The sequence below is a fragment of the Pseudotabrizicola algicola genome (assembly GCF_010915705.1).
Taxonomy (GTDB): Bacteria; Pseudomonadota; Alphaproteobacteria; order Rhodobacterales; family Rhodobacteraceae; genus Pseudotabrizicola; species Pseudotabrizicola algicola.
Window position 1 is genome coordinate 193,503 of record NZ_JAAIKE010000001.1, and the last position, 20,345, is coordinate 213,847.

The window sequence follows — 20,345 nt, forward strand, 5'->3', positions numbered from 1 at the left end:
TGTGGGGTGCGCGCCTGAACCTTTCAATATGGCGGGGCAATCGGAGAGAGATGATGATTTTGACCGAGCAGACCGTGGTGCCGCTGGCTGTCCTGCCGATACAGGCCATGAAAGATCATCTGCGGCTGGGCAGCGGTTTTGCCGATGACGGCATGCAAGATGGTCTTATTGCGGCGCATCTGCGGGCTTCCATGGCCATGATTGAAGGGCGCACGGGAAAGGCGCTGCTTGCCCGCCGCTTTCTGCTGCGCCTGAGCCGATGGCGCGAGGATCGGGGTGCGCAGTCCCTGCCGATGGCCCCGGTTTTGTCGCTGGCATCGGTGACCTTGCGCGATGCGGCAGGAACGCCGACGGTTGTCAATCCGGGCAGCTATTCTCTGGAGCCCGACATGTCGCGGCCCCGGTTGCGTGGCGTTGGTTGCCATCTGCCGCCCATTCCTGAGGATGGGGCGGCAGAGATTCTGTTTGATGCAGGGTTCGGGCCGGCGTGGAGCGACGTCCCCGCTGATCTGGCGCAGGCGGTGCTGTTGCTGGCGGCAGAGTTCTACGAGGTGCGCCATTCCGGCGGAGCCGGCGCTGCGGCCTTGCCGCTGACGGTTCAGGCCCTGATCGAGCGCTGGCGCACGGTGCGGGTCTTGGGCGGAGGCAGCGCATGACGCCCATTCATTTGAACCGGCTTCTGACCTTGGAAGAGCGGGTCACAGTTCCTGACGGGGCGGGCGGGTTTTCCTTTTCTTGGCAGGCAGTTGGCGCGCTTTGGGCCGAGATTGTGCCGGGAACGGGACGCAGCGTGGCAGGCGAAGAAACCACTGCGGCCAAGGTTCCTTATCGTATCACCTTGCGGGGGGCGCCCGTCGGCTCGGCGCGCAGGCCGCGTCCGGGCCAGCGTTTGACCCAAGGCGGGCGGATTTTTCAGGTGCTTGCGGTGACCGAGCGCGACGCGGCCGGTCACTATCTGACCTGCGTTGCACATGAGGAGACCGCGACATGAGCTATCGCGCGGCAGCGGCCTTGCAGGCGGCGATTTACGGTGTGTTGTCAACGGCCCCGGCGCTGGCAGGCGTGCTGGTCTTTGATGCCACGCCCCCTGCAGAGAATGCGGGCACTTTTGTGCTGATCGGACCCGAAGAGGTGCTCGACCAATCCGACAAGACGGGATTTGGCGCGGAACATCGGATTGCCGTCAGCGTGATCAGCGATGCGAGCGGATTTCTGACCGCCAAGACCTTGGCTGGCCACGTGACCGACTGTCTGACCGGGGCAAGGCCCGAACTTGGCACAGGTCGGGTTGTCGGAATCCGCTTCGTCAAGGCGGTGGCCAAAAGACTGGCAGATGGCGACACGCGGCGGATTGATCTGACGTTTCGCGTCAGGATCGATCTGTAACCCTTTTGAAAATACGGGATTGGAGAAGCAGCATGGCTGTGCAGAACGGAAGAGATCTGCTGTTGAAGCTGGATCTGACGGGCGATGGCACTTTTGAAACCGTGGCAGGTCTTCGGGCCACGCGGATCAGTTTCAACGCCGAAACTGTGGATGTGACAAGCCTCGAGAGCACGGGGGGCTGGCGGGAACTTCTGGGCGGAGCCGGTGTAAAATCGGCCTCGATTTCCGGGTCGGGCGTGTTTCGCGATGCCAATACGGATGAGCGCGCCCGTCAGATTTTCTTCGACGGCGAGGTGCCGAATTTTCAGGTGATCATCCCCGATTTCGGCGTGGTCGAGGGGGCGTTCATGATCACCTCGATCGAATATGCCGGCAGTCATAATGGCGAGGCGACCTATGAAATGTCCTTGGCTTCGGCGGGCGCGCTCAGTTTTGTGGCGCTGTGATGGTGAACCCATGGAGGGGTGAGGTCGCGCTGCTGCTGGACGGGCGTCGCCATGTCGCGAAGTTGACGCTTGGGGCGCTGGCGGAACTTGAAGACACGCTGGCGGCAGGTTCGCTGATCGATCTGGTGCAGCGATTTGAGGCGGGCCGCTTTTCATCGCGCGACGTGGTGGCGCTGCTGGTGGCGGGACTGCGTGGTGGCGGCTGGGAGGGGACGGCAGCGGATTTGCGGACGGTTGAGATCGGGGGGGGGCCTATGGAGGCGGCCCGCGTTGCGGCGGAATTGCTGGCGCGGGCTTTTGCCCTGCCTGGCGAGACATGAGCGGCATCGACTGGCCCGGATTGATCCGGGTGGGTTTGCATCGCTTGGGTCTGCAACCGGAAGCATTCTGGCGGCTGACGCCTGTGGAACTGAGGGTGATGCTTGGGGCTGACGTGGTCACCCCGCCGCTGACCCGCGCGCGGCTGGCAGAACTGTCTGCCGCGTTTCCCGATATATCCAAGGAGACGGACAATGGCGCAGATCGAAGACCTGGCGGATCAGGTTGCGGCGCTTGAGGCGACGCTGGGCGCATCTTCGGCGATGGTCGGAGCCTTCGAGGGCGAGTTGTCGCGGATGCAGACAACGATGATGTTTGCCGGACGTGAGGTAAACACCCTTGCCACCGGCATCGGTAACGGGCTGCGCCGCGCGTTCGACGGGTTGATCTTTGACGGGATGAAGTTGTCCGACGCGCTGCGGACGGTCGCGCAATCCATGATCAACGGCGTCTATAGCGCCGCGATGCGGCCGGTTCAGGGCGCGGTTGGCGGATTGGTCGCGCAGGGGATCAATTCGGTCATGGGCAATCTGATGCCGTTCAAGGATGGAGGGGCCTTTGCGCAAGGCCGGATCATGCCCTTTGCCAAGGGCGGCGTTGTGACAGGTCCGACCAGTTTTCCGATGCGGTCCGGTCTTGGGCTGATGGGCGAGGCTGGCCCCGAAGCCATTATGCCCCTGACGCGCGGTGCCGATGGCAGGCTTGGTGTGCAGGCGGCGGGAGGCGTGCGTCCTGTCACGGTGGTGATGAACATCCAAACCCCTGACGTGCAGGGATTTCAGCGTAGCCAGAGCCAGATCGCGGCGCAGGCCAGCCGTGCTTTGGCACGGGGCCAACGAAACAGATAAGGACAAAGCGCATGGCGTTTCACGAGATCAGATTCCCGACCAATCTGAGCTTTGGCTCTTTAGGGGGACCAGAGCGGCGGACTGAAGTGGTGATGTTGGCCAGCGGTCACGAAGAGCGCAACACGCCTTGGGCACATTCCCGCCGCCGCTACGAGGCCGGAGCAGGACTGCGGACACTGGATGACATCGAAGCCTTGATCGCGTTTTTCGAAGCGCGGCGCGGCAGAATGTACGGGTTTCGCTGGAAGGACTGGGCTGATTTCAAGTCTTGCGTGCCGTCACTGAAACCGAGCCCGATTGATCAGGTGATTGGCACGGGGGACGGGGTGCGGACGGTGTTTTCCCTGAGCAAAACCTACCGGTCTGGAAACGAGACTTACGATCGGCGCATCACCAAGCCGGTCGCTGGCACGGTTCTGGTTGCCGTGGCCAGAGATCCGAAGATCGAGGGCGATGAGTTTACAGTGAACACAACGACGGGCGAGATCACTTTTGTCGTGCCGCCCGATCTGGGCGTGCCGGTTTTTGCTGGCTTCGAGTTCGACGTGCCGGTGCGGTTTGATACCGACATGATCATGACGTCAATTGCATCATTTCAGGCAGGCGAAGTGCCTGATGTTCCGGTGGTGGAGGTGCGGATCTGATGCAGAATGCATTGCTTGAGCATCTGAAAACCGGGTCCACCACCCTGTGCCGGGCTTGGCTGGTGCGGCGCAAAGATGGCGTGACGCTCGGCTTTACCGATCATGACTGCGACCTTGTATTCGATGGCGTGGCCTATACGGCAAAAAGTGGTCTGACGGCGGGGGCGTTGGAAAAGACGACGGGACTTGCGGTTGACAATACCGAGGTGACTGGCGCGCTGTCTGATGCCTCGGTGCGTGAGGAAGATATTCTGGCCGGCCGTTACGATGGAGCCGAGGTCACGACATTTCTTGTGAACTGGGCGAATGTATCTGAACGTTCGGTGCTGTTTCGTGGCAGCTTTGGCGAGATCACCCGTAGCCAGGGGGCGTTTCGGGTCGAATTGCGCGGGCTGAGCGAGAGCCTGAATGTCAAAAGGGGCCGTATCTATCATGCGGCTTGCGGGGCGGTGCTCGGTGATCGGAATTGCAAGGTTGACCTGTCGACACCGCAGATGTCTGTCGTCGCGCCGCTGGTTGCATCGCGTGACGGGCGGACCCTTGTCTTTTCCATCTTGCCCGCCTTCGAGGAGGGCTGGTTTGCCGACGGTTATGTGACGATCGAGACGGGTTCAGGTCAGGGGCAGGTTGGCCGTATCAAGGTTGACAGACTCGCGGCCCAAGAGCGACGTATCGAGCTCTGGCATGCATTTGCTGTGCCACCTGCGGCGGGCGACCAGATGTCGCTGGTGGCAGGATGCGACAGGCGTGCCTCTACCTGCCAATCAAAGTTTGATAACTTTCTCAACTTTCGCGGCTTTCCGCATATTCCCGGCGAGGACTGGTTGCGATCAAACCCAAGCCGACAAGGGCGGAGGTGACCAGGTGCCTCAATTCTATTGCCTTGAACCTGCCGCGGATGATCCCTTTGCCGAGATGATCGTGGCGGAAGCCCGCAAATGGATTGGCACGCCCTATCGGCATCAGTTTTCGGCCTGCGATGCCGGTACCGATTGCCTGGGATTGATTAGGGGTGTTTGGCGCGCCGTGATCGGGCCGGAGCCTGTCCGTCCGCCGCCATATTCCGAGGATTGGGCGGAGCCTTCGGGCGACGAGGTGTTGATGCAGGCGGCATGCCGGTACCTTCTGCCCAAGCAAGGGCGCGGTCTGGCCAAAGGCAATGTTTTGCTGTTTCGAATGAAAGAGGGAGCCATCGCAAAGCACCTTGGCATCCTCTCTGACGACGGACCGCGCACCCGATTCATTCATGCCTATACCGGACATGGAGTGGTCGAGACGTCCCTTTCCGGACCTTGGCTGCGTCGCGTGGCAGCGGTCTACAGTTTTCCTCATAAGGCGGAATAAATGGCGACCATCCTCTTTGCCGCGGCGGGGGCCGCAGTAGGTTCCGGCTTTGGCGGAACGGTTCTTGGCCTGTCGGGTGCCGCCATTGGCAAGGCCGTTGGGGCAACTCTTGGGCGGGCTATAGACCAAAGGATCTTGGGGTCCGGGTCTGATCCGGTAGAAGTTGGGCGGATCGACCGATTTCATATCATGGGCGCCAGTGAAGGCGCGCCGATTGCCAAATTCTGGGGGCGGATGCGGGTCGCGGGGCAGGTGATCTGGGCGTCCCCCTTTCAAGAATCCCGTCAGAGTTCCGGTGGAAAGGGCGCGCCTTCGCCAAAGACGGTACAATATGCCTATTCTGTCAGTCTTGCCATCGCCTTGGGCGAGGGGGAAATACTCGGAATAGGCCGAATTTGGGCGGATGGCGATGAGATATCTCCCAAATCGCTGAATATTCGCACCTATCACGGCACTGAAGATCAACTTCCCGATCCCTTGCTCGAGGCTTTTGTCGGCGACTTGGCCCCCGCGTATCGCGGCACCGCCTATGTTGTTATTGAAAGCCTTGATCTGGGGGCGTTTGGCAATCGCGTTCCGCAATTCAGTTTTGAAGTCATGCGCCGAGCCCAAGGCCAAAGTGCTGACAAAGTCTCGGACCTGCAAGATGCCATCCGCGCCGTTGCTCTGATTCCGGGGACAGGTGAGTATTCTCTTGCCTCCCAGAAGGTGCGCTTTGATCGCGATCTGGGGTTGTCCCGCACGTTGAACGTCAATTCACCAAGTGGCGACGCCGACCTCATTGCATCTTTGAACCAGCTTGATCAGGAACTGCCCAACTGTGGTGCAGTATCGCTCGTTGTGTCTTGGTTTGGTAATGATTTGCGCTGTGGCGCCTGTGAAATACGACCGAAAGTTGAGCAGAAGATCGAGGATGCCGCGGCTATGCCTTGGCGCTCTGGCGGCATATCTCGAGCCGCTGCCCAAGAGGTGCCGCGCGTCGACGGGGCTTCCATTTATGGGGGCACACCCTCTGACGCAAGCGTGATCGAGTCCATCGTGACGCTTCGGAATATGGGTAAATCAGTGATGTTTTATCCCTTTATCTTGATGGATCAGATCGAGGGAAATGCACTTCCTGACCCCTATTCCGAAAGCATGTCGCAGCCGAAATTGCCTTGGCGCGGCCGCATCACGCTTGCCAAGGCACCGGGCCGTAGTGGCAGTTCCGATCAAACCGAGGGTGCTGTCGGCGAAGTTACCGCATTTTTTGGAACGGCCAGCCCTAGCCAGTTTTCCATCGCGAACGGCGAAATGGTTTTTGCTGGCGCGGATGAATGGCGACACCGGAGATTCATTCTGCACAACGCGTATCTTTGCAAACTGGCGGGGGGGGTGGAATCCTTCTGCATCGGCTCCGAGATGCGTGGACTGACGCAAATTAGAGGGCCAAACCATGTCTTTCCGGCAGTTGAAGCACTTGTCAGTCTTGCCGCCGATGTGCGGTCCATTCTTGGCCCGGACGTCAAGATAAGCTATGCCGCTGACTGGAGCGAATACTTCGGCTTTAGCAGTGGCGAAAATCTATATTTTCACCTCGATCCACTCTGGGCGGACAGCAATATAGATTTTGTTGGTATCGACAATTATATGCCGATTTCCGATTGGCGGGACGGTGGTGACCATGCGGATATTGGTTGGAGGTCGATATATAATATCGATTATCTGAAGGCAAATATTTCTGGCGGGGAAGGCTTTGATTGGTATTATGATAGCGAAGAAGGTGTAAAGCACCAACGCAGACTTCCGATCAAAGACTCTGCCTATGATGAAGACTGGGTTTTCCGCTATAAGGATCTGAAGTCATGGTGGTCATCTCCCCATCACAATAGAATATCCGGTGTGCGGCAGCCTTTTTCTTCGCAATGGGTTCCGCGCTCCAAGCCGATCAGGTTTACCGAGTATGGCTGTGCTGCGATCGATAAGGGAACCAACGAACCAAACAAGTTTCTTGATCTGCGTTCGTCCGAATCAGCTGTACCAAGATCTTCCTTGGGCACTAATGATGACCTTATTCAGATGCAGTATTTCAGGGCGATGTATGAATATTGGTCTGATCTTGAAAACAATCCTGCATCTGAAATCTATGACGGGAGAATGCTGGATACTGCCCATTGCTATGCTTGGGCATGGGATGCGCGCCCCTTTCCGGATTTTCCAAGAAATACAGCGGTCTGGTCTGACGGTCAAAGTTATGAACGTGGGCATTGGCTTAATGGTCGGGCTACGGCTGTTCCTGTTGATCGGCTTTGCGTCGAGATTTGTGATGACGCCGGATTGCAATCGATCGACACGAGACGTCTTTATGGTGCCTTGCCCGGGTATCTTATGGCTGATAGCCAGTCGGGGCGATCTGTTCTTCAACCATTGTCTTCGGCCTTCGGCTTTGATTGTTTTGAAATCCAGGGCTTGCTGAGTTTTCAATCGCGGTTGGCGGCAAAGGCGACTTATATCCAAAAGGACTGCCTTGTCGTGCAAAAGGACGGCGACGCTGGATATGAGGTGGCAAAAGGCGCGGTGTCGGACGCGGTTGCACGGATTCGCTTCTCCTATTTGGGTGGAGATGGTAGTTTTTCTGCATCTGTTGCTGAGTCAATTTATCCTGGCGAGCCTCGCTCTTCTGTTATTGAGGCGGAGTTTTCGATGAATCTGCCAGATGGCTTTGCCAAAGAGATTGCAGATAGATGGCTGATTGAGGCTCGGCTATCACAGGATCAGATCAGTCTGAATATTCCTATTTCTCAGATGGATCTAGTAGCTGGGTCTATTGTGAATTTTGATGGGCTATCCTATCGTATCGACCATATTGAATTGACTGATATTGTTTCAGTCAAGGCGGTTCGTGTTGATGCTGTCGAGGGTGGAAGGCGTCAGGTCTCTGGTTATCAAAGAACTTGGAAAAATCATATCGAGGCGCCTCCTGTTTTTCGGCTTTGGATGGATCTTCCTGTAATCTCGTCCCGGCAGATCCAGCATGCGCCATTCTTGGCCATGACGTCAGATCCCTGGTCTGGACCAGGTTTGCTTTGGTCATCAAGCGAAGATGCGCGATATTCTCTTAACTCTCGATTCGAGCAGCCATCCATCATCGGTAGAACTCTTTCTGATCTCCCTTCGTCCGGCTCGGGAATCATTGATCGCGGCCCACCTCTTATTGTTGATTTTTCAAAGGGCGAGGTGGAGTCGATATCGCTTCATGCGATGTTTTCTGGCGGAAATATGGTTGCGATTGGCGATGGTAGCCCCGAGAACTGGGAGGTTTTCCAGTTCTCGAATGCTGAATTCATCTCTCGTGGTCGTTATGCTTTGTCTATGCGCTTGAGAGGATTGGCGGGTAGTAATGTTTTCTGCTCCACGTGGCCATCCGGAAGTTATGTGGTGCTTCTCAACGAGAGGGTGCAGCAAATTTCCCACATGGATGAGCAGTTGAACGTACCGCATCATTATCGTATTTCAAGGCAGAATGATGTTGCGCTCATGGAGTCTGGACCGCATGATGTTATAGCCTTTAGGGGGATCGGTTTGCGGCCCCTGTCGGTTTGTCATCTCTCTTATCGTGAAGACAGTGCGCAGGATCATCATTTTAGCTGGCTGCGTCGCACTCGGGTCGGGGGTGACAGTTGGGACAGTTATGAGGTGCCCTTGTCCGAAGATCGAGAGGTTTATTCTGTCACTGTAAAGTCCTTGCTTGGAGATGTCAGAAGAAATTTCACCGTTCATATAGAAAAGTTTGTCTACACTTCAGAAATGCGTGCACAGGATGAAGTGTTAAATGGCTATCGTCTTTCGGTATCGCAACTATCCACGCGATATGGTGCGGGGCCAGAACGTGATTTGGTGGTTGGCGGCTAGATTTCTTAATGGAAATCCCTGCTGGGAAACAGCTTTCGAGCTTGTTTTCGAGGATGGCGGGCGGTGGATTGCCCTCTGGTTATGACGGGTCGCTTAACTTCATCGGCGCGCCCGTCATTTGATGCAATAAGAATTGGTCGGCCAAGGGTCATCAGCAGCATCGACATGTCTTCGACATGCTCGGCGATCACATGGATAACTGGTCCATCGCGTTGCACGCGGCCCCTCACTTTGAGAAGACGGCCCGCGATCACCGCTTTACGGAAAGTTTGGTACACCTTTTGCCAGATTACAATATTTGCGGTGCCGGTTTCATCTTCCAGTGTCAGAAAAATTACCCCAGATGCAGTTCCGGGACGTTGTCGGGTAATGACAAGGCCGGCGACTATTACGTGCTTTTTTATGCGAGGCAAATCGCTATGGGTGGTACACCCGCTCAGTCGTGCTCGTAATATTTCCATCGGATGGGCACGCAAGGATAGGCGCAAGGTGAGGTAATCCTCGATAACCTCTTGCCCTAGGGTCATGGGGAGGAGGGTAACCGGAGGCTCTTGCTCGCCCTCGCCGTCGAGGCCGAACAGAGGCAAGGGATTAGGGGTACGAAATGCCTTCGCCGCCCAAAATGCGCTGCGTCTGCTTAAACCAAGGGATGAAAAAGCGTCTGCCTCTGCCAGTTTCCCTAAGCTCTCTGGCTGAACTGCCGCCCGTCGCCACAGGCTTTCAACATCAGGATAGCCATTTCCACGTGCCGCGACGATCCAATCAGCGTCTTCTTTGCATATACCCCTGATTTGGCGGAATCCCAGACGCAAAGCCAACGCGCCGTCGGGGCGCATTTCCAAAGTGCAATCCCATGTCGAGTGATTGACGGAAACCGGTCTGACCTCGATGCCACAATCTGATGCGTCACGCACCAGTTGGGCGGGCGCGTAAAACCCCATGGGTTGACTGTTCAGCAGCGCGCAGGTGAAGGCGGCCTGATGATGGCATTTGAGCCAGGCCGATATGTAAACCAGCCGTGCAAAGCTGGCGGCATGCGACTCTGGAAAACCGTAGCTGCCAAATCCCTCAATCTGGGCGAAACAGCGGGCCGCGAAATCCGTGCTGTAGCCGCGTGAAAGCATTCCCGAGATAAAGCGGTCACGGAAACTTCCGATTGTTCCCATCCGCTTGAACGTCGCCAGCGATCGACGCAGTCGATCTGCTTCGGATGGTGTAAAGCCTGCGGCGACCACGGCGATCTGCATGGCCTGCTCTTGAAACAATGGTACACCATAGGTCCTGCCCAGCACTTCCATCATGGCAGAGCCCAGATCTTCCACCTGTTCTTTGCCTTGGCGGCGGTTGATGAAGGGATGCACCATTCCCCCTTGGATGGGGCCGGGTCGGACTATGGCCACTTCGCAAACCAGATCGTAGAATTCACGCGGCCGCATACGGGGCAGAAAGTTCAATTGCGCGCGGCTTTCCACCTGAAAAACGCCAATCGCGTCGGCGCGGCACAACATGTCATAGACAGCGGGATCCTCGCTTGGAATGTTGGCCAGTGTCAGGTTCAGTCCGCGATGTTCAGCCAGCAGGTGAAACGCTTTGCGGATACAAGTCAGCATGCCGAGTGCGAGAATATCCACCTTCAGCAAGCCAAGCGCGTCAATGTCATCCTTGTCCCATTCGATGACAGTGCGATCTTCCATCGCGGCATTCTCGATGGGGCAAAGCTCATCCAGCCGTCCTTGGGTTATGACAAATCCCCCGACATGCTGCGACAGATGACGCGGAAATCCGATGATTTCCGAGATCAACTGCATGGTCAGCATCATCCGTTGATCGGTTGGGTCCAGTCCCGCGTCCCGCATCCTGTCCTGGCCGGGTGCGGAAGAGGACCACCCCCAGATTTGCCCCGATAGTCTTGCAATCACGTCCTGAGACAGGCCCATCACCTTACCCACCTCACGGATGGCAGCGCGGCTACGAAAATGGATCACGGTCGCCGTCAGGCCTGCACGTTCGCGCCCATAGCGTTCATAAATCCACTGGATCACCTCTTCCCGGCGTTCATGCTCGAAATCGACGTCAATATCGGGTGGCTCGCCCCGCTCCTTCGAGATGAAGCGTTCAAAGATCAGCGTAATGGACTCGGGCGGCACCTCTGTAATCCCCAGAAGGTAGCATACCACGGAATTCGCGGCCGAGCCGCGTCCTTGGCACAGAATGCCGCGCGATCTGGCAAAGGCTACAATATCATAAACCGTCAAGAAATAAGGTGCGTATTCCACCTCGCGTATAAGGTTAAGCTCCTTTTCGACGCGGGCGATGATCTTGGGCGGGGCTCCGTCGGGATAGCGCCAGTGCAGCCCGTCGCGCGTCAGTCGCTCCAGCCGTATCTGGGCCGGTTCGCCATCCTGTGCCTCATCGGGGTATTGATAGCGAAGGTCACTCAGTCGAAACGCACAGGCATTGGCAATCTCGACAGTGCGGCGCAGTGCGGCCGGATAGCGATGAAACAGCCGTGCCATCTCGGCCCCGGATTTCAGCCGATGCTCACCGTTGGTCAGGCGGTTCTGGCCGATCGAGTCGATGGTGCAGCCAAGGCGCAAGCAGGTCAGCACGTCTGCGAGCGGACGGCGTGCGGCACGGTGCATCAGCACATTTCCCACCGCCACCAAAGGCAGTGCCATGTCTTGCGCAAGGGCCGCGAGGTGATCAAGCCGCGGTTGATCGCGACCATCATAGAGAGGGGCTGCGCCCAGAAAGCATTGGCCGGGAAAGCTGCGTCCCATGCGCGCCATGTCCGCGCAAATTTTGCGGTCTTGCCTGACGTCGGCTTCCAGCAGGTCTGGGGGCAGGGCGATCAGGATAAGTCCCGTGCCGCCTTCTTGAAGATCATCGCGCGTCAGATGGCATCCGCCCTTGGGCGCCCGCCGCTTACCCAAAGACAACAGCCGGGTCAGCCTCGACCATCCCGCCACATTGGTCGGCAAGGCCAACCATTCGACATCAGAATCGGTCAAAACCAGCCGGGCGCCGGGAATAAGCCGGGGCAGGGGCGCATCCGGCAAGACTGTAGCCTGCGCTGCGCCGGTGCAATGCGATATGGTCTGGCGGCTGGAATGGTCGACGACATGCCGTGACCGGATACTGGGCCCGTCCTGCACAGTCTGGCGGCTTGCGATGGTTTCATCCCTTTGCCGCGCCAGCTCTTTCAGAGCAGAGAACGCACGCACCACCCCCGCCACCGAGTTGCGGTCCGTGATAGCAATGGCGGTCAGACCAAGTTCTGCAGCCCGCGCCACAAGTTCCTCTGGATGTGATGCCCCTGTCAGAAAGGTGAAATTCGATGTCACGCAGAGTTCGGCATAAGGCTGGCTGAGATGATCGCGAAACGTCTCAGGCGCATGCCGGTCGGGATATACGGGCGTCATACAAATTCCCCTTGCACACACCAGTTTTGCGCCTGCATCGGGGGGTGCCACGCGGGCATCTGTGGCGTGTGAAACAGCCATAACCGCGGACCTTCCCGTGTTTCGATCCGCCAGTAGTCACGCAGCCCGCTGCGCCATTCAGGATCGTCAAACCACCATTCCGGGGTGATCCGTTCGGGGCCATGTGCGCGCAAGGTGGTAAATTGCATGCGGCGCCAGCGAAAGCGCGCGGGCGGGTGGCCAGAAGCGTGGGTGACAGGTTCAGGGGGGAAAATCGTCGCGGGCCGGGCCGGGCCGCGCCTTGGGGGCGAGGGTCGCGCTTCGGACCATGCGGCAGCGGTCAGATGATGGCTGCGTTCTGGAATCTTGCTCTCGGTGGCGGCAATCCGTAGCACCCTGTCAAATCCGACGCGATTGCCAAGGCGCGAAATCAGATCGGCCATGGCATCTTGATTGCGCACAGTGGGGCCGCTGCCGATCTGCTCGGGCGGCATCGGTTCGGTCACAGAGGCATACAGACGCATCGCATCAATCCCATACCCCGCGTCGACCTCTTCTACGCCCTTGGTAAACAGGGCTGCGATACGAGCAGGGTCCCGCATCGGGCGGGCCAGACCGATCTCTACCTCTGCTGTGCCATGATCCACCCGTCGCAATTCCAATCGCAGGCGGCGCGCACCCTGATGGTGCTGCGCCAAGCTCGCACAGAGCCTCTCTAGCAGACGGCCAAGCCCCGCCATCACATCGGATTGTAGCCCGATGGGTTCGGGAAGGGTCAGGCGCACACCAAAATGCGGTGGTTCTGCCCCTGCGGAAACCGGTTCGGGCTGATGGCCCAGAAGTTGATCGAGGCGCAGTAGCAGTCCCGCGCCAAAACGGCGCGCAAGCGGCGCTCGGGGCTGGGCAATCACATCACCGATGCGAGACAAGCCCACACGCGCCAGACCTTCGGCAGCGGCATGGTCTATCCGCAAGGCTGAAACCGGCAGATGCGCGGCACCTTGGGCCAGCATGCCATCGGGAATGATCCCGCCACCATGTCGGGCCAGTGCATAGGCGGCACCGCGCGTGCCTGCAATGGCGCTGACGGCTGTCAGTCCGACGCGTTCGAGTCTGGCATGCAGATCATCCCGCAGCTCTGCCTCGCCGCCAAACAGATGCGCCACCCCGGTGATGTCCGCGATCAGCCCGTCCGTGCCCTCGCTGCCCACCATTGGCGCATAACGGCCAACCCACCGCCGAAGCCCGGTAAGAGTTGCCGCTTCGCGTGCCAGATTGGCCGGTCGTGTGTACAGATCGGGATAGATCGCGCGGGCATCGGCCAAGGACATACCCCGATGCAGCCCCCGCTGTTCGGCAGCACGGTTCAGGCAATGCAGATGATCGGCATTGCCTGAGCGATGGACCAAGGCAAATGGACCCTCAATCGGCTTAATCCGCAGACTCGCATCGCTCGCCAGTCTCTGAAACCATATCGAAAGCAGCCGACGCACCATGCCAGTTCAACACCCAACTTCCTGCTGTTCCTTTTTTGTTCTTATTAAGGTTCCAGCAATGCAAAGTCGAGTCAGCATTTGTCGCAGCCTTGGGCGTGCAGTGCCACCGGGTTTCGGTGGCAGAGCTGCCCTGACCGGCGCGGATAAGCATCAGTCCGGTGGTTTGTCCTGCCTCGGCGGCCAATTGCAAACGACGACCTGCGGTCAGCGACAAGACCTGCTGGGGCTCGGCGATGACCAACCCGACCGGAGCAGCACGCAAGGACTCCTCAACACACCACAAAAGATCCGTCTCGCTCTTGGGGGTAATCAGAAGCAAGCGTTCAGACAGACCGTCGGGCAAACCGCGCAGCATGGGCCGCTGCGGTTCATGCGCGGGCAGTATCCAAATTACGGTGCCAGTGTGGCGCAAGGTCTGAAACAGCGCAAAGGCCCGCCGCCCCAAACCTTCAGCCTCATGCACGCGGGCCTTGGTCAAGGCAAATGGGTCGGCGGGGGCTTGGCGGTGGGCAAGGTCACGCAGAATGGTCATCTGCTTCCTCTATCACGATATCCAACTCGCCATCCGGCAAGGGGCGTTGCAATTCCAGGGCCTGCTCTATCGGCGCGGTCATCCAGATGCGCCATTCTTCGGGGCGTACCAGAATGACCGGCATGGCCTTTGGGTGCACCCGCTCCACCTCGCGGTTGGGGGCGCAGGTGAGAAAACCGAAGGCATCCACCGTCACCTCGCCTTCTTTGAGCTTGCGCACCGATGTCCAATCGGTGCGGATGCCGGCAAAGAACCCCAACGGCTCTTCCTGACCCAGTGCAAACCAAACCGGTTTGCCTTTGCCGGGGCCGGGTCGGCTGTCAGGTTCGGCAAAGCGGGTAAACGGCACAAGACAGCGATGGCCCACCCCCAGCCAGCGCCGCCAGTGCGGTGAGGCAAGATTGCGGATATTGGTCACGCCCGGGTCTGTGCGTTTGCCGGCCAGAAACTGCGGCGGTGTTGGCATGCCCCAGCGGGCCATCGACAATTGCCAGCCGCCTTCTGCCCCATGCCGCAAGATCGGAGCCGGATAATCCGGCCAGATCGCGGGCAGCGGCGGCAGGTTGCCGGTCAGGTCTGCCACATTCTCGCCGACCTGAACGACGGGATCGAACAGATGGCGCATCGCGTCCTGGCTTTTGGTCTGAGAGTATAGGTTGCACATGACAAAGGTCCGGAATCGGGACCTCAAGGGTGCGAACATTCAGGGAACTTGTCCAGCTGTCAGTTGCTCCCCACCTGTTTGTGATCCTTCGGGGATGCATCGGTCTGGAAGGCTCCGGCTTCAGGCAACCGGAGTCCACAGCACCCCGTCAATGCGCGAAACCCCTGTTGCCAGCATCACCAGCCGGTCAAAACCCATGGCACAGCCGCTGGCTTCGGGCATATGGGCAAGGGCAGACAGGAAGTCTTCGTCCAGTGGATAGCGCTCGCCGTAAAGACGCGCCTTCTCTTCCATCTCGGACTGGAATCGACGGCGCTGCTCTGCCGGATCGGTCAATTCGCCAAAACCGTTCGCGAGTTCCACTCCGCAGGCATAAAGCTCGAACCGCTCCGCCTCGCGCGGATCATCGGGGCAGGGGCGGGCCAGTGCCGCCTCGACCACCGGATACCGGTCCAGCAGGGTGGGGCGACCGTGGCCCAGATGCGGCTCCACCCGCTCGGCCAGCAGGCGGCTGAACACATCCGACCATGTGTCCCCCTCGGCCACGCGCACCCCTGCGCCCTCGGCCTGACGTGCCAGCGCATCGCGATCCGCCGCGCCTTGCGCTGTCAGCGTCGAGAGCAGGTCCACACCGGCATGGCGCCGCATCGCTTCGGCAACCGACAGCCGCTCGGGCGCGGCCATCGGATCGCATGTCGCGTTGCGAAACCGCAGCAGGCTGGTTCCCGTCACTTGTGCCGCGCGCTGCAGAAAGCCGATACAATCCGCCATCAGGCTCGTGTAATCCTGTCCCACGCGATACCATTCCAGCATGGTGAATTCGGGGCTGTGCAAGGCGCCACGTTCGCGGTTGCGCCACACATGGGCAAAGGCATGAATGCGCGTCTCTCCCGCCGCCAGCAGTTTCTTCATCGCAAATTCGGGGCTGGTGTGCAGATACATACGGCGCGCCTCGCCGTCATTGCCGATCGCCTGCGTGCCAAAGGCGTGCAGATGCGTCTCATTGCCGGGGCTGATCTGCAGGCAGGCCGGGTCCACCTCCACAAAATCCTCGCCTGCCAGATAGGCCCGCAGCGCGGCCTGAATTCGGTTGCGCGCCAGAAGCACCGGACGGCGGTCGGCGTGATGGGGGGGACTCCACCAGATATGGTTGTCCGGCATGCTCAGATATCTCCCGTCCTTTTGCTGCGCGTCTTTTTGCGTCCTCTGCGTTGAAATTTCCATTCAGATGCGATAGGCGCGCTGTCAATCGGTGCCGGGGCTATCCTTCGGCCTCACAAACCACAAGGAAAACCTGACCGTGAAAGTCATCGCATCCTCGCTGCGCAAGGGCAATGTTGTTGAAATGGATGGCAAGCTTTATGCCGTTCTGAAGGCTGAGAATTTTCACCCCGGCAAGGGCACGCCCACGACCAGCGTCGACATGCGCCGCATTTCGGACGGTGTGAAGGTGTCCGAGCGCTGGCGCACGACCGAAATGGTCGAAAAGGCCACGGTGGATGAGCGTGAATATGATTTCCTTTATGAAGACGGCGAAGGTTTCCACTTCATGGAGCCCAATACCTATGAGCAGATTGCGGTTTCTCCGGATGTGATCGGCGATGACAAGGTATTCCTGACCGACGGGATCAAGGTTTATCTGCGCACGTTCGAAGGTGTGGCAATTGCGATCGAACTTCCGCAGCGCGTGATTGTCGAGATCAGCGAGACAGAGCCGGTGGTGAAAGGGCAGACCGCATCGTCCTCCTACAAGCCTGCGATCTGTTCAAATGGCCTGCGGGTCATGGTGCCGCCACATATCGGCGCAGGAACGCGTATCGAAATCAACACCGAGGATTATTCCTACGTGGGCCGCGCCAAGGACTGAACGGCGCAGGCTGTTTCAGGCCTTCCTGCCGCGACGGATCATCTGACAAGAAATCCCGGCCTCAAGGGCCGGGATTTTTTTTATTGTGGCTAGAAATCCTCCCAGTCGTCACTCGGCTTGGTCTGGGCGGCAAAGGCCGCGCGGGGGGCGCCAGACTTGCGGGAGGAATGAAAGGCGACCGGGGCCGCTTTCGCCTCTGCCTTGGGCGGTCCCCAGGATTGCGCCGTGCGGCTCAGACCTCGGCGCGGGTTGCGCTCGGCAGGTTCGGTGGCGTGCAATGTGAAGCGCTGGGTGGTGTCGGTCAGGGTTGACGCCGCCCTGTTCAGGGACTGCGACGCGGCAGAGGTTTCTTCAAACATGGCGGCATTTTGCTGCGTCACCTGATCCAGATGCTTTACGGCAGTGTTCAACTCGGCGATGCCGTTGGACTGCTCGCGTGCCGAGCCGGCGATGTCGGACACCAGGCTGTGAATTTCACCCACCGCCGACTGAATTCCCGTCAGGCTGCGTCCAGCCTCTGCCACCAGACTGACGCCGCGCTTGACCTGATCGGAGGACGCGGTGATCAGACCAGCGATTTCGCGCGCGGCTTCCGACGAGCGCTGGGCAAGATCGCGCACTTCCGAGGCGACGACAGCAAAACCACGTCCGGCTTCCCCGGCGCGGGCTGCTTCCACCCCGGCATTGAGGGCCAGCAGGTTCGTCTGAAAGGCGATTTCATCGATCACAGAGGTAATGCGCGAAATCTTGGACGAGCTTTGCTCGATCTCTCCCATCGCGGACACGGCCTCACGCACCACGCGGCCCGAGGTCTCGGCATTCTGCTTGGCCTCCTCGACCTTGGTATTGGCGTGATTTGCCACTTCGGCGGTGGACTTGACCGAGGTGGTCATCTGATCCAGCGCGGCAGAAGTTTGCTCCAGCGTTGCCGCTTGCTGCTCGGTACGGCGGCTCAGGTTTTCTGCGGCGCTGCTGATGTCGCCCACCTCACCCCGGATTGCAGCCGAGCTTTCAACGACGTCGGCCATGGCGGCGCGCAGGCGATCGGTCGCGTCATTGAAGTCGGTGCGCAGACCTTCGTAGCGGCTGTCAAACTGGTCATGCAACGTGGCTGTCAAATCCCCGGTCGACAGTTTCGCCAGTGCTGCCCGCAGCGCGTCAACCACCTTGGTCTGCGCCGCCTCCATCTCACGGCGCGCCTCTTCGGCGTCACGCTCCGCCATCTTTTGCCGGGTGACATCCGAAGCCAGCAGCAGATAGGACTGCACCACATCATTGTCGTCTTTTATAGGCGTGAGCCGCGCCTCCAGCAACGCGTGTCCGTTTGGCAGTGTCAGCCGCAGTAGTCCGACAACCGTCTCGCCCATCTTGACCGCTGACCACAGATCGCCGGCAGCAGGGTCGTCGAAGGCCAGTAGCGTGCGGAAGTCCCACCCAGCCACCGCGCCGGGAGGCACAGCAAGAAGGGACGCAAAACGATCATTCGCGGAGTCGATCACACCCGATTTCGACACTTCGGCGCGCAACTGACCCGCATCAATGGCGGAAAGCACGGCGGCATTGCGGCGGATCTGGGTCGTGATGCGCCATTCCAGCACGTAACCTGTAAGCGAGCCATCGGCGGCCTGAATTGGGGCAGTCGCCACCTCCACCATGTCGCGGCCCCGCGTAAAGCCAATGGTCTGCGAGCGGAGGGTGCCTTTCAAATGGGCCAATCCGGCAAGCGCAGGATCAAGGCCAAGAACCGGTCGACCGACCATCTGTCCTGTACTTCCCGGTGCAATGGCGAAATGTGTGGCCAGCAACGTTTCGGCGGCCGGGTTTGCAAACAGGATACGAAATTCGGGGTCGGTGATCACCAAGGCAGCAGAGGCCCCTTCGAACCCCGATCCTTTGAACATGCCGACGCGCGTGGTTTCCACCGAGGCGGCAAGGTCAGAGCGGAAGCGCTCAAGCGCGCGGGCGATATCACCGATCTCGTCGCCAGCGGACTGACCGGGCACGTCAACCGTGTAATCCCCGGCGGCAACCTGACCCACTGCGGCATTCAGATTGCGCAGCGGCGCAGAGATGAACATGCGAAACAGAAAAGCCGCGATCAGCAGCATTCCGGCAAAAATGGCCATGCCCATCAGCAGATTGGTGCGCGATGTCTGGCTCAACTCGTTCACGATCACATGATCGCTCCACCGGGTCACGATCACACCCACGATGTCATTGGCGCCGCCGGCATAGATCGGATGGGCGACGATCAGGCCAGAGGCGTCGATCATCAGCTCTTCCTCGTGCGACGGCGCCCGGTTTTGTGCTGCCCATGTCGTCACGTCTTGCAGCAGCATCCTGCCAAGCTGCAGCGATGCGTCATCGCCCGTCTGCACACCATTTGTCGCGCGTGAAAAGACGCTGCCATCCAGTCGCAACATGACGATTTCGGCCAGTTCATCACCGACCATATCGAACAGGTTCTGCTCGATCAGTTGGGCAGCCTCGGGCTTGTTGAACCGGATCGCACCGCCGCTGGCGTGGCCTGTCATATTGGTGATGGTTGCTGCGGTATACGTCAGTTCCGCATGCAGGATCTCGCTGTTGGACGTGGTGTTGTGATAGGTCATGGCTGCGGCAACGATCGCCACAGTCAGGGCAGTGATGGCCGTGGCCTTCAGAAAGATCGAGCGCAGGCGAAAGGTTGCGCGAGCGGGCAGGGTCAAGGGCATCGAGACAATCCTCGGGTTCTACAGCCGCGCAGAAGGCGGCGGTGCGGGTGTCAGAGGTTTTCTGCGTTCAGCGCGACGGTGACGGCGCCAATCACCGCGCCATCGGCCGGGTCGGTCAGGGAGAAAGACACCTGAATCTGATACATCTGGGTGCTTTCATCGAACTCGACGTCGCTGACATGAATGGCCTCGGCGCCTTTCGGAAAGGTTTCGGTGAACTTTGCCTCATCGCCCTGCCAGTAGTCGGAGGTTGCCGCAGAAGCGGCGACATTGAGGCCAAGGGCATCCATGACAAACACTTCCGTCATCAAGCCCGTCGAGGCTTCGACGGCGGCGCGCAACAGATCGGAGGGGACCGTTTGCACGACGCTGTCGACGACCGGATGCACCGACTTGCCCAGTTCCGCCCTCCACGTCATGTCCAGCGCATCGATGTCGGTTTGGGACAAGCCGTCGTGGCGCAGGTTCTGGTCCCGCACTGCGGCAATGAGGACGGGGTCGGCCGCCCAGCTTGCCATCGCCTCTAGCGCATAGGTGCGGGCCTTGGCGGCGGGGTTACCCGCATCGGTGGCATGGGCGGGCAGGGTGCTGGCACAAAGCAGCAAGGCAGCAAGTTGACGCATGATGGTTTCCCTTTCGAAAGACCCGGAACGGAGGGTGACCGGAGCAGTTAACGCCACGGGGCTTGCTGACCCCTTAACGACCAAGGCATGCTTAAACTTCTCGCAATTTATCCAGGCCGCATCCGGCTCTTGGATTCGCGGCTGGATCGG

19 protein-coding genes are annotated in these 20,345 nt (G+C 59.3%); 12 read left to right on the forward strand and 7 right to left on the reverse strand.

Going from position 1 to position 20,345, the window contains the following annotated elements:
• Positions 1-53 precede the first annotated feature (53 nt).
• Genes G3572_RS00925 through G3572_RS00975 form a run of 11 tightly spaced genes read left to right on the forward strand, consistent with a single transcriptional unit; the run spans position 54 to position 8,877 of the window.
• On the forward strand, positions 54-656 hold the full coding sequence (locus G3572_RS00925) for a head-tail connector protein (RefSeq protein ID WP_164609868.1): 603 nt from the start codon (positions 54-56) through the stop codon (positions 654-656).
• Positions 653-991, forward strand: coding sequence for a head-tail adaptor protein (locus tag G3572_RS00930; RefSeq protein WP_164608812.1), 339 nt, complete (start codon positions 653-655; stop codon positions 989-991). The genes G3572_RS00925 and G3572_RS00930 overlap by 4 nt, the downstream gene beginning before the upstream one ends.
• Positions 988-1,386 carry a DUF3168 domain-containing protein gene (locus G3572_RS00935; protein ID WP_164608813.1) on the forward strand — a complete coding sequence of 133 codons (399 nt, stop codon included), beginning with the start codon at positions 988-990 and terminating at the stop codon, positions 1,384-1,386. Before G3572_RS00930 ends, G3572_RS00935 begins: the two co-directional genes overlap by 4 nt.
• A 32-nt stretch (positions 1,387-1,418) precedes the next feature.
• On the forward strand, positions 1,419-1,832 hold the full coding sequence (locus tag G3572_RS00940; protein WP_164608814.1) for a phage major tail protein, TP901-1 family: 414 nt from the start codon (positions 1,419-1,421) through the stop codon (positions 1,830-1,832).
• Entirely contained in the window at positions 1,832-2,152 is a 321-nt protein-coding gene (locus tag G3572_RS00945; RefSeq protein ID WP_164608815.1) for a gene transfer agent family protein, read from the forward strand. Before G3572_RS00940 ends, G3572_RS00945 begins: the two co-directional genes overlap by 1 nt.
• Entirely contained in the window at positions 2,149-2,388 is a 240-nt protein-coding gene (locus G3572_RS00950) for a rcc01693 family protein (RefSeq protein ID WP_164608816.1), read from the forward strand. Before G3572_RS00945 ends, G3572_RS00950 begins: the two co-directional genes overlap by 4 nt.
• The gene (locus G3572_RS00955; RefSeq protein WP_164608817.1) at positions 2,345-2,998 is read left to right on the forward strand and encodes an RcGTA-type gene transfer agent tail tape measure protein; all 654 of its coding nucleotides are present in this window, start codon (positions 2,345-2,347) and stop codon (positions 2,996-2,998) included. The genes G3572_RS00950 and G3572_RS00955 overlap by 44 nt, the downstream gene beginning before the upstream one ends.
• An 11-nt stretch (positions 2,999-3,009) precedes the next feature.
• Positions 3,010-3,642: a DUF2460 domain-containing protein gene (locus tag G3572_RS00960; protein ID WP_164608818.1), complete on the forward strand. Its 633-nt coding sequence runs from the start codon at positions 3,010-3,012 to the stop codon at positions 3,640-3,642.
• Positions 3,642-4,502, forward strand: a complete 861-nt coding sequence (locus tag G3572_RS00965; protein WP_164608819.1) for a phage/gene transfer agent baseplate hub protein — start codon at positions 3,642-3,644, stop codon at positions 4,500-4,502. The genes G3572_RS00960 and G3572_RS00965 overlap by 1 nt, the downstream gene beginning before the upstream one ends.
• A gap of 55 nt (positions 4,503-4,557) precedes the next feature.
• Positions 4,558-4,986, forward strand: a complete 429-nt coding sequence (locus tag G3572_RS00970; RefSeq protein ID WP_164608820.1) for an NlpC/P60 family protein — start codon at positions 4,558-4,560, stop codon at positions 4,984-4,986.
• On the forward strand, positions 4,987-8,877 hold the full coding sequence (locus G3572_RS00975) for a baseplate multidomain protein megatron (RefSeq protein WP_164608821.1): 3,891 nt from the start codon (positions 4,987-4,989) through the stop codon (positions 8,875-8,877).
• A 5-nt stretch (positions 8,878-8,882) separates the two neighbouring features.
• On the opposite strand, the gene G3572_RS00980 is transcribed toward G3572_RS00975, so the two are convergent.
• From G3572_RS00980 to epmA, 5 genes are all read right to left on the reverse strand, one after another.
• Positions 8,883-12,299, reverse strand: coding sequence for an error-prone DNA polymerase (locus tag G3572_RS00980; RefSeq protein WP_164608822.1), 3,417 nt, complete (start codon positions 12,297-12,299; stop codon positions 8,883-8,885).
• The gene (locus tag G3572_RS00985; RefSeq protein ID WP_435530942.1) at positions 12,296-13,708 is read right to left on the reverse strand and encodes a Y-family DNA polymerase; all 1,413 of its coding nucleotides are present in this window, start codon (positions 13,706-13,708) and stop codon (positions 12,296-12,298) included. The genes G3572_RS00980 and G3572_RS00985 overlap by 4 nt, the downstream gene beginning before the upstream one ends.
• 22 nt (positions 13,709-13,730) lie before the next feature.
• Complete coding sequence (locus G3572_RS00990; protein WP_164608824.1) at positions 13,731-14,327, reverse strand: ImuA family protein; 597 nt, start codon at positions 14,325-14,327, stop codon at positions 13,731-13,733.
• Entirely contained in the window at positions 14,311-14,991 is a 681-nt protein-coding gene (locus tag G3572_RS00995; protein ID WP_164608825.1) for an SOS response-associated peptidase, read from the reverse strand. The genes G3572_RS00990 and G3572_RS00995 overlap by 17 nt, the downstream gene beginning before the upstream one ends.
• 120 nt (positions 14,992-15,111) lie before the next feature.
• Complete coding sequence (epmA, locus tag G3572_RS01000) at positions 15,112-16,152, reverse strand: EF-P lysine aminoacylase EpmA (RefSeq protein WP_164608826.1); 1,041 nt, start codon at positions 16,150-16,152, stop codon at positions 15,112-15,114.
• 139 nt (positions 16,153-16,291) lie between these two features.
• Here epmA and efp point away from each other — a divergent pair, with 139 nt between their 5' ends.
• A complete protein-coding gene (gene efp, locus G3572_RS01005) occupies positions 16,292-16,858 on the forward strand; it encodes an elongation factor P (RefSeq protein ID WP_100198035.1) in 567 nt (188 codons plus the stop codon).
• 89 nt (positions 16,859-16,947) lie between these two features.
• Here efp and G3572_RS01010 read toward each other — a convergent pair whose 3' ends face one another.
• Together G3572_RS01010 and G3572_RS01015 are read right to left on the reverse strand one after the other, a co-directional pair.
• A complete protein-coding gene (locus G3572_RS01010) occupies positions 16,948-19,572 on the reverse strand; it encodes a methyl-accepting chemotaxis protein (RefSeq protein WP_164608827.1) in 2,625 nt (874 codons plus the stop codon).
• Positions 19,573-19,622: 50 nt separating this feature from the next.
• The gene (locus tag G3572_RS01015; RefSeq protein ID WP_164608828.1) at positions 19,623-20,195 is read right to left on the reverse strand and encodes a PDC sensor domain-containing protein; all 573 of its coding nucleotides are present in this window, start codon (positions 20,193-20,195) and stop codon (positions 19,623-19,625) included.
• Positions 20,196-20,345: the final 150 nt, after the last annotated feature.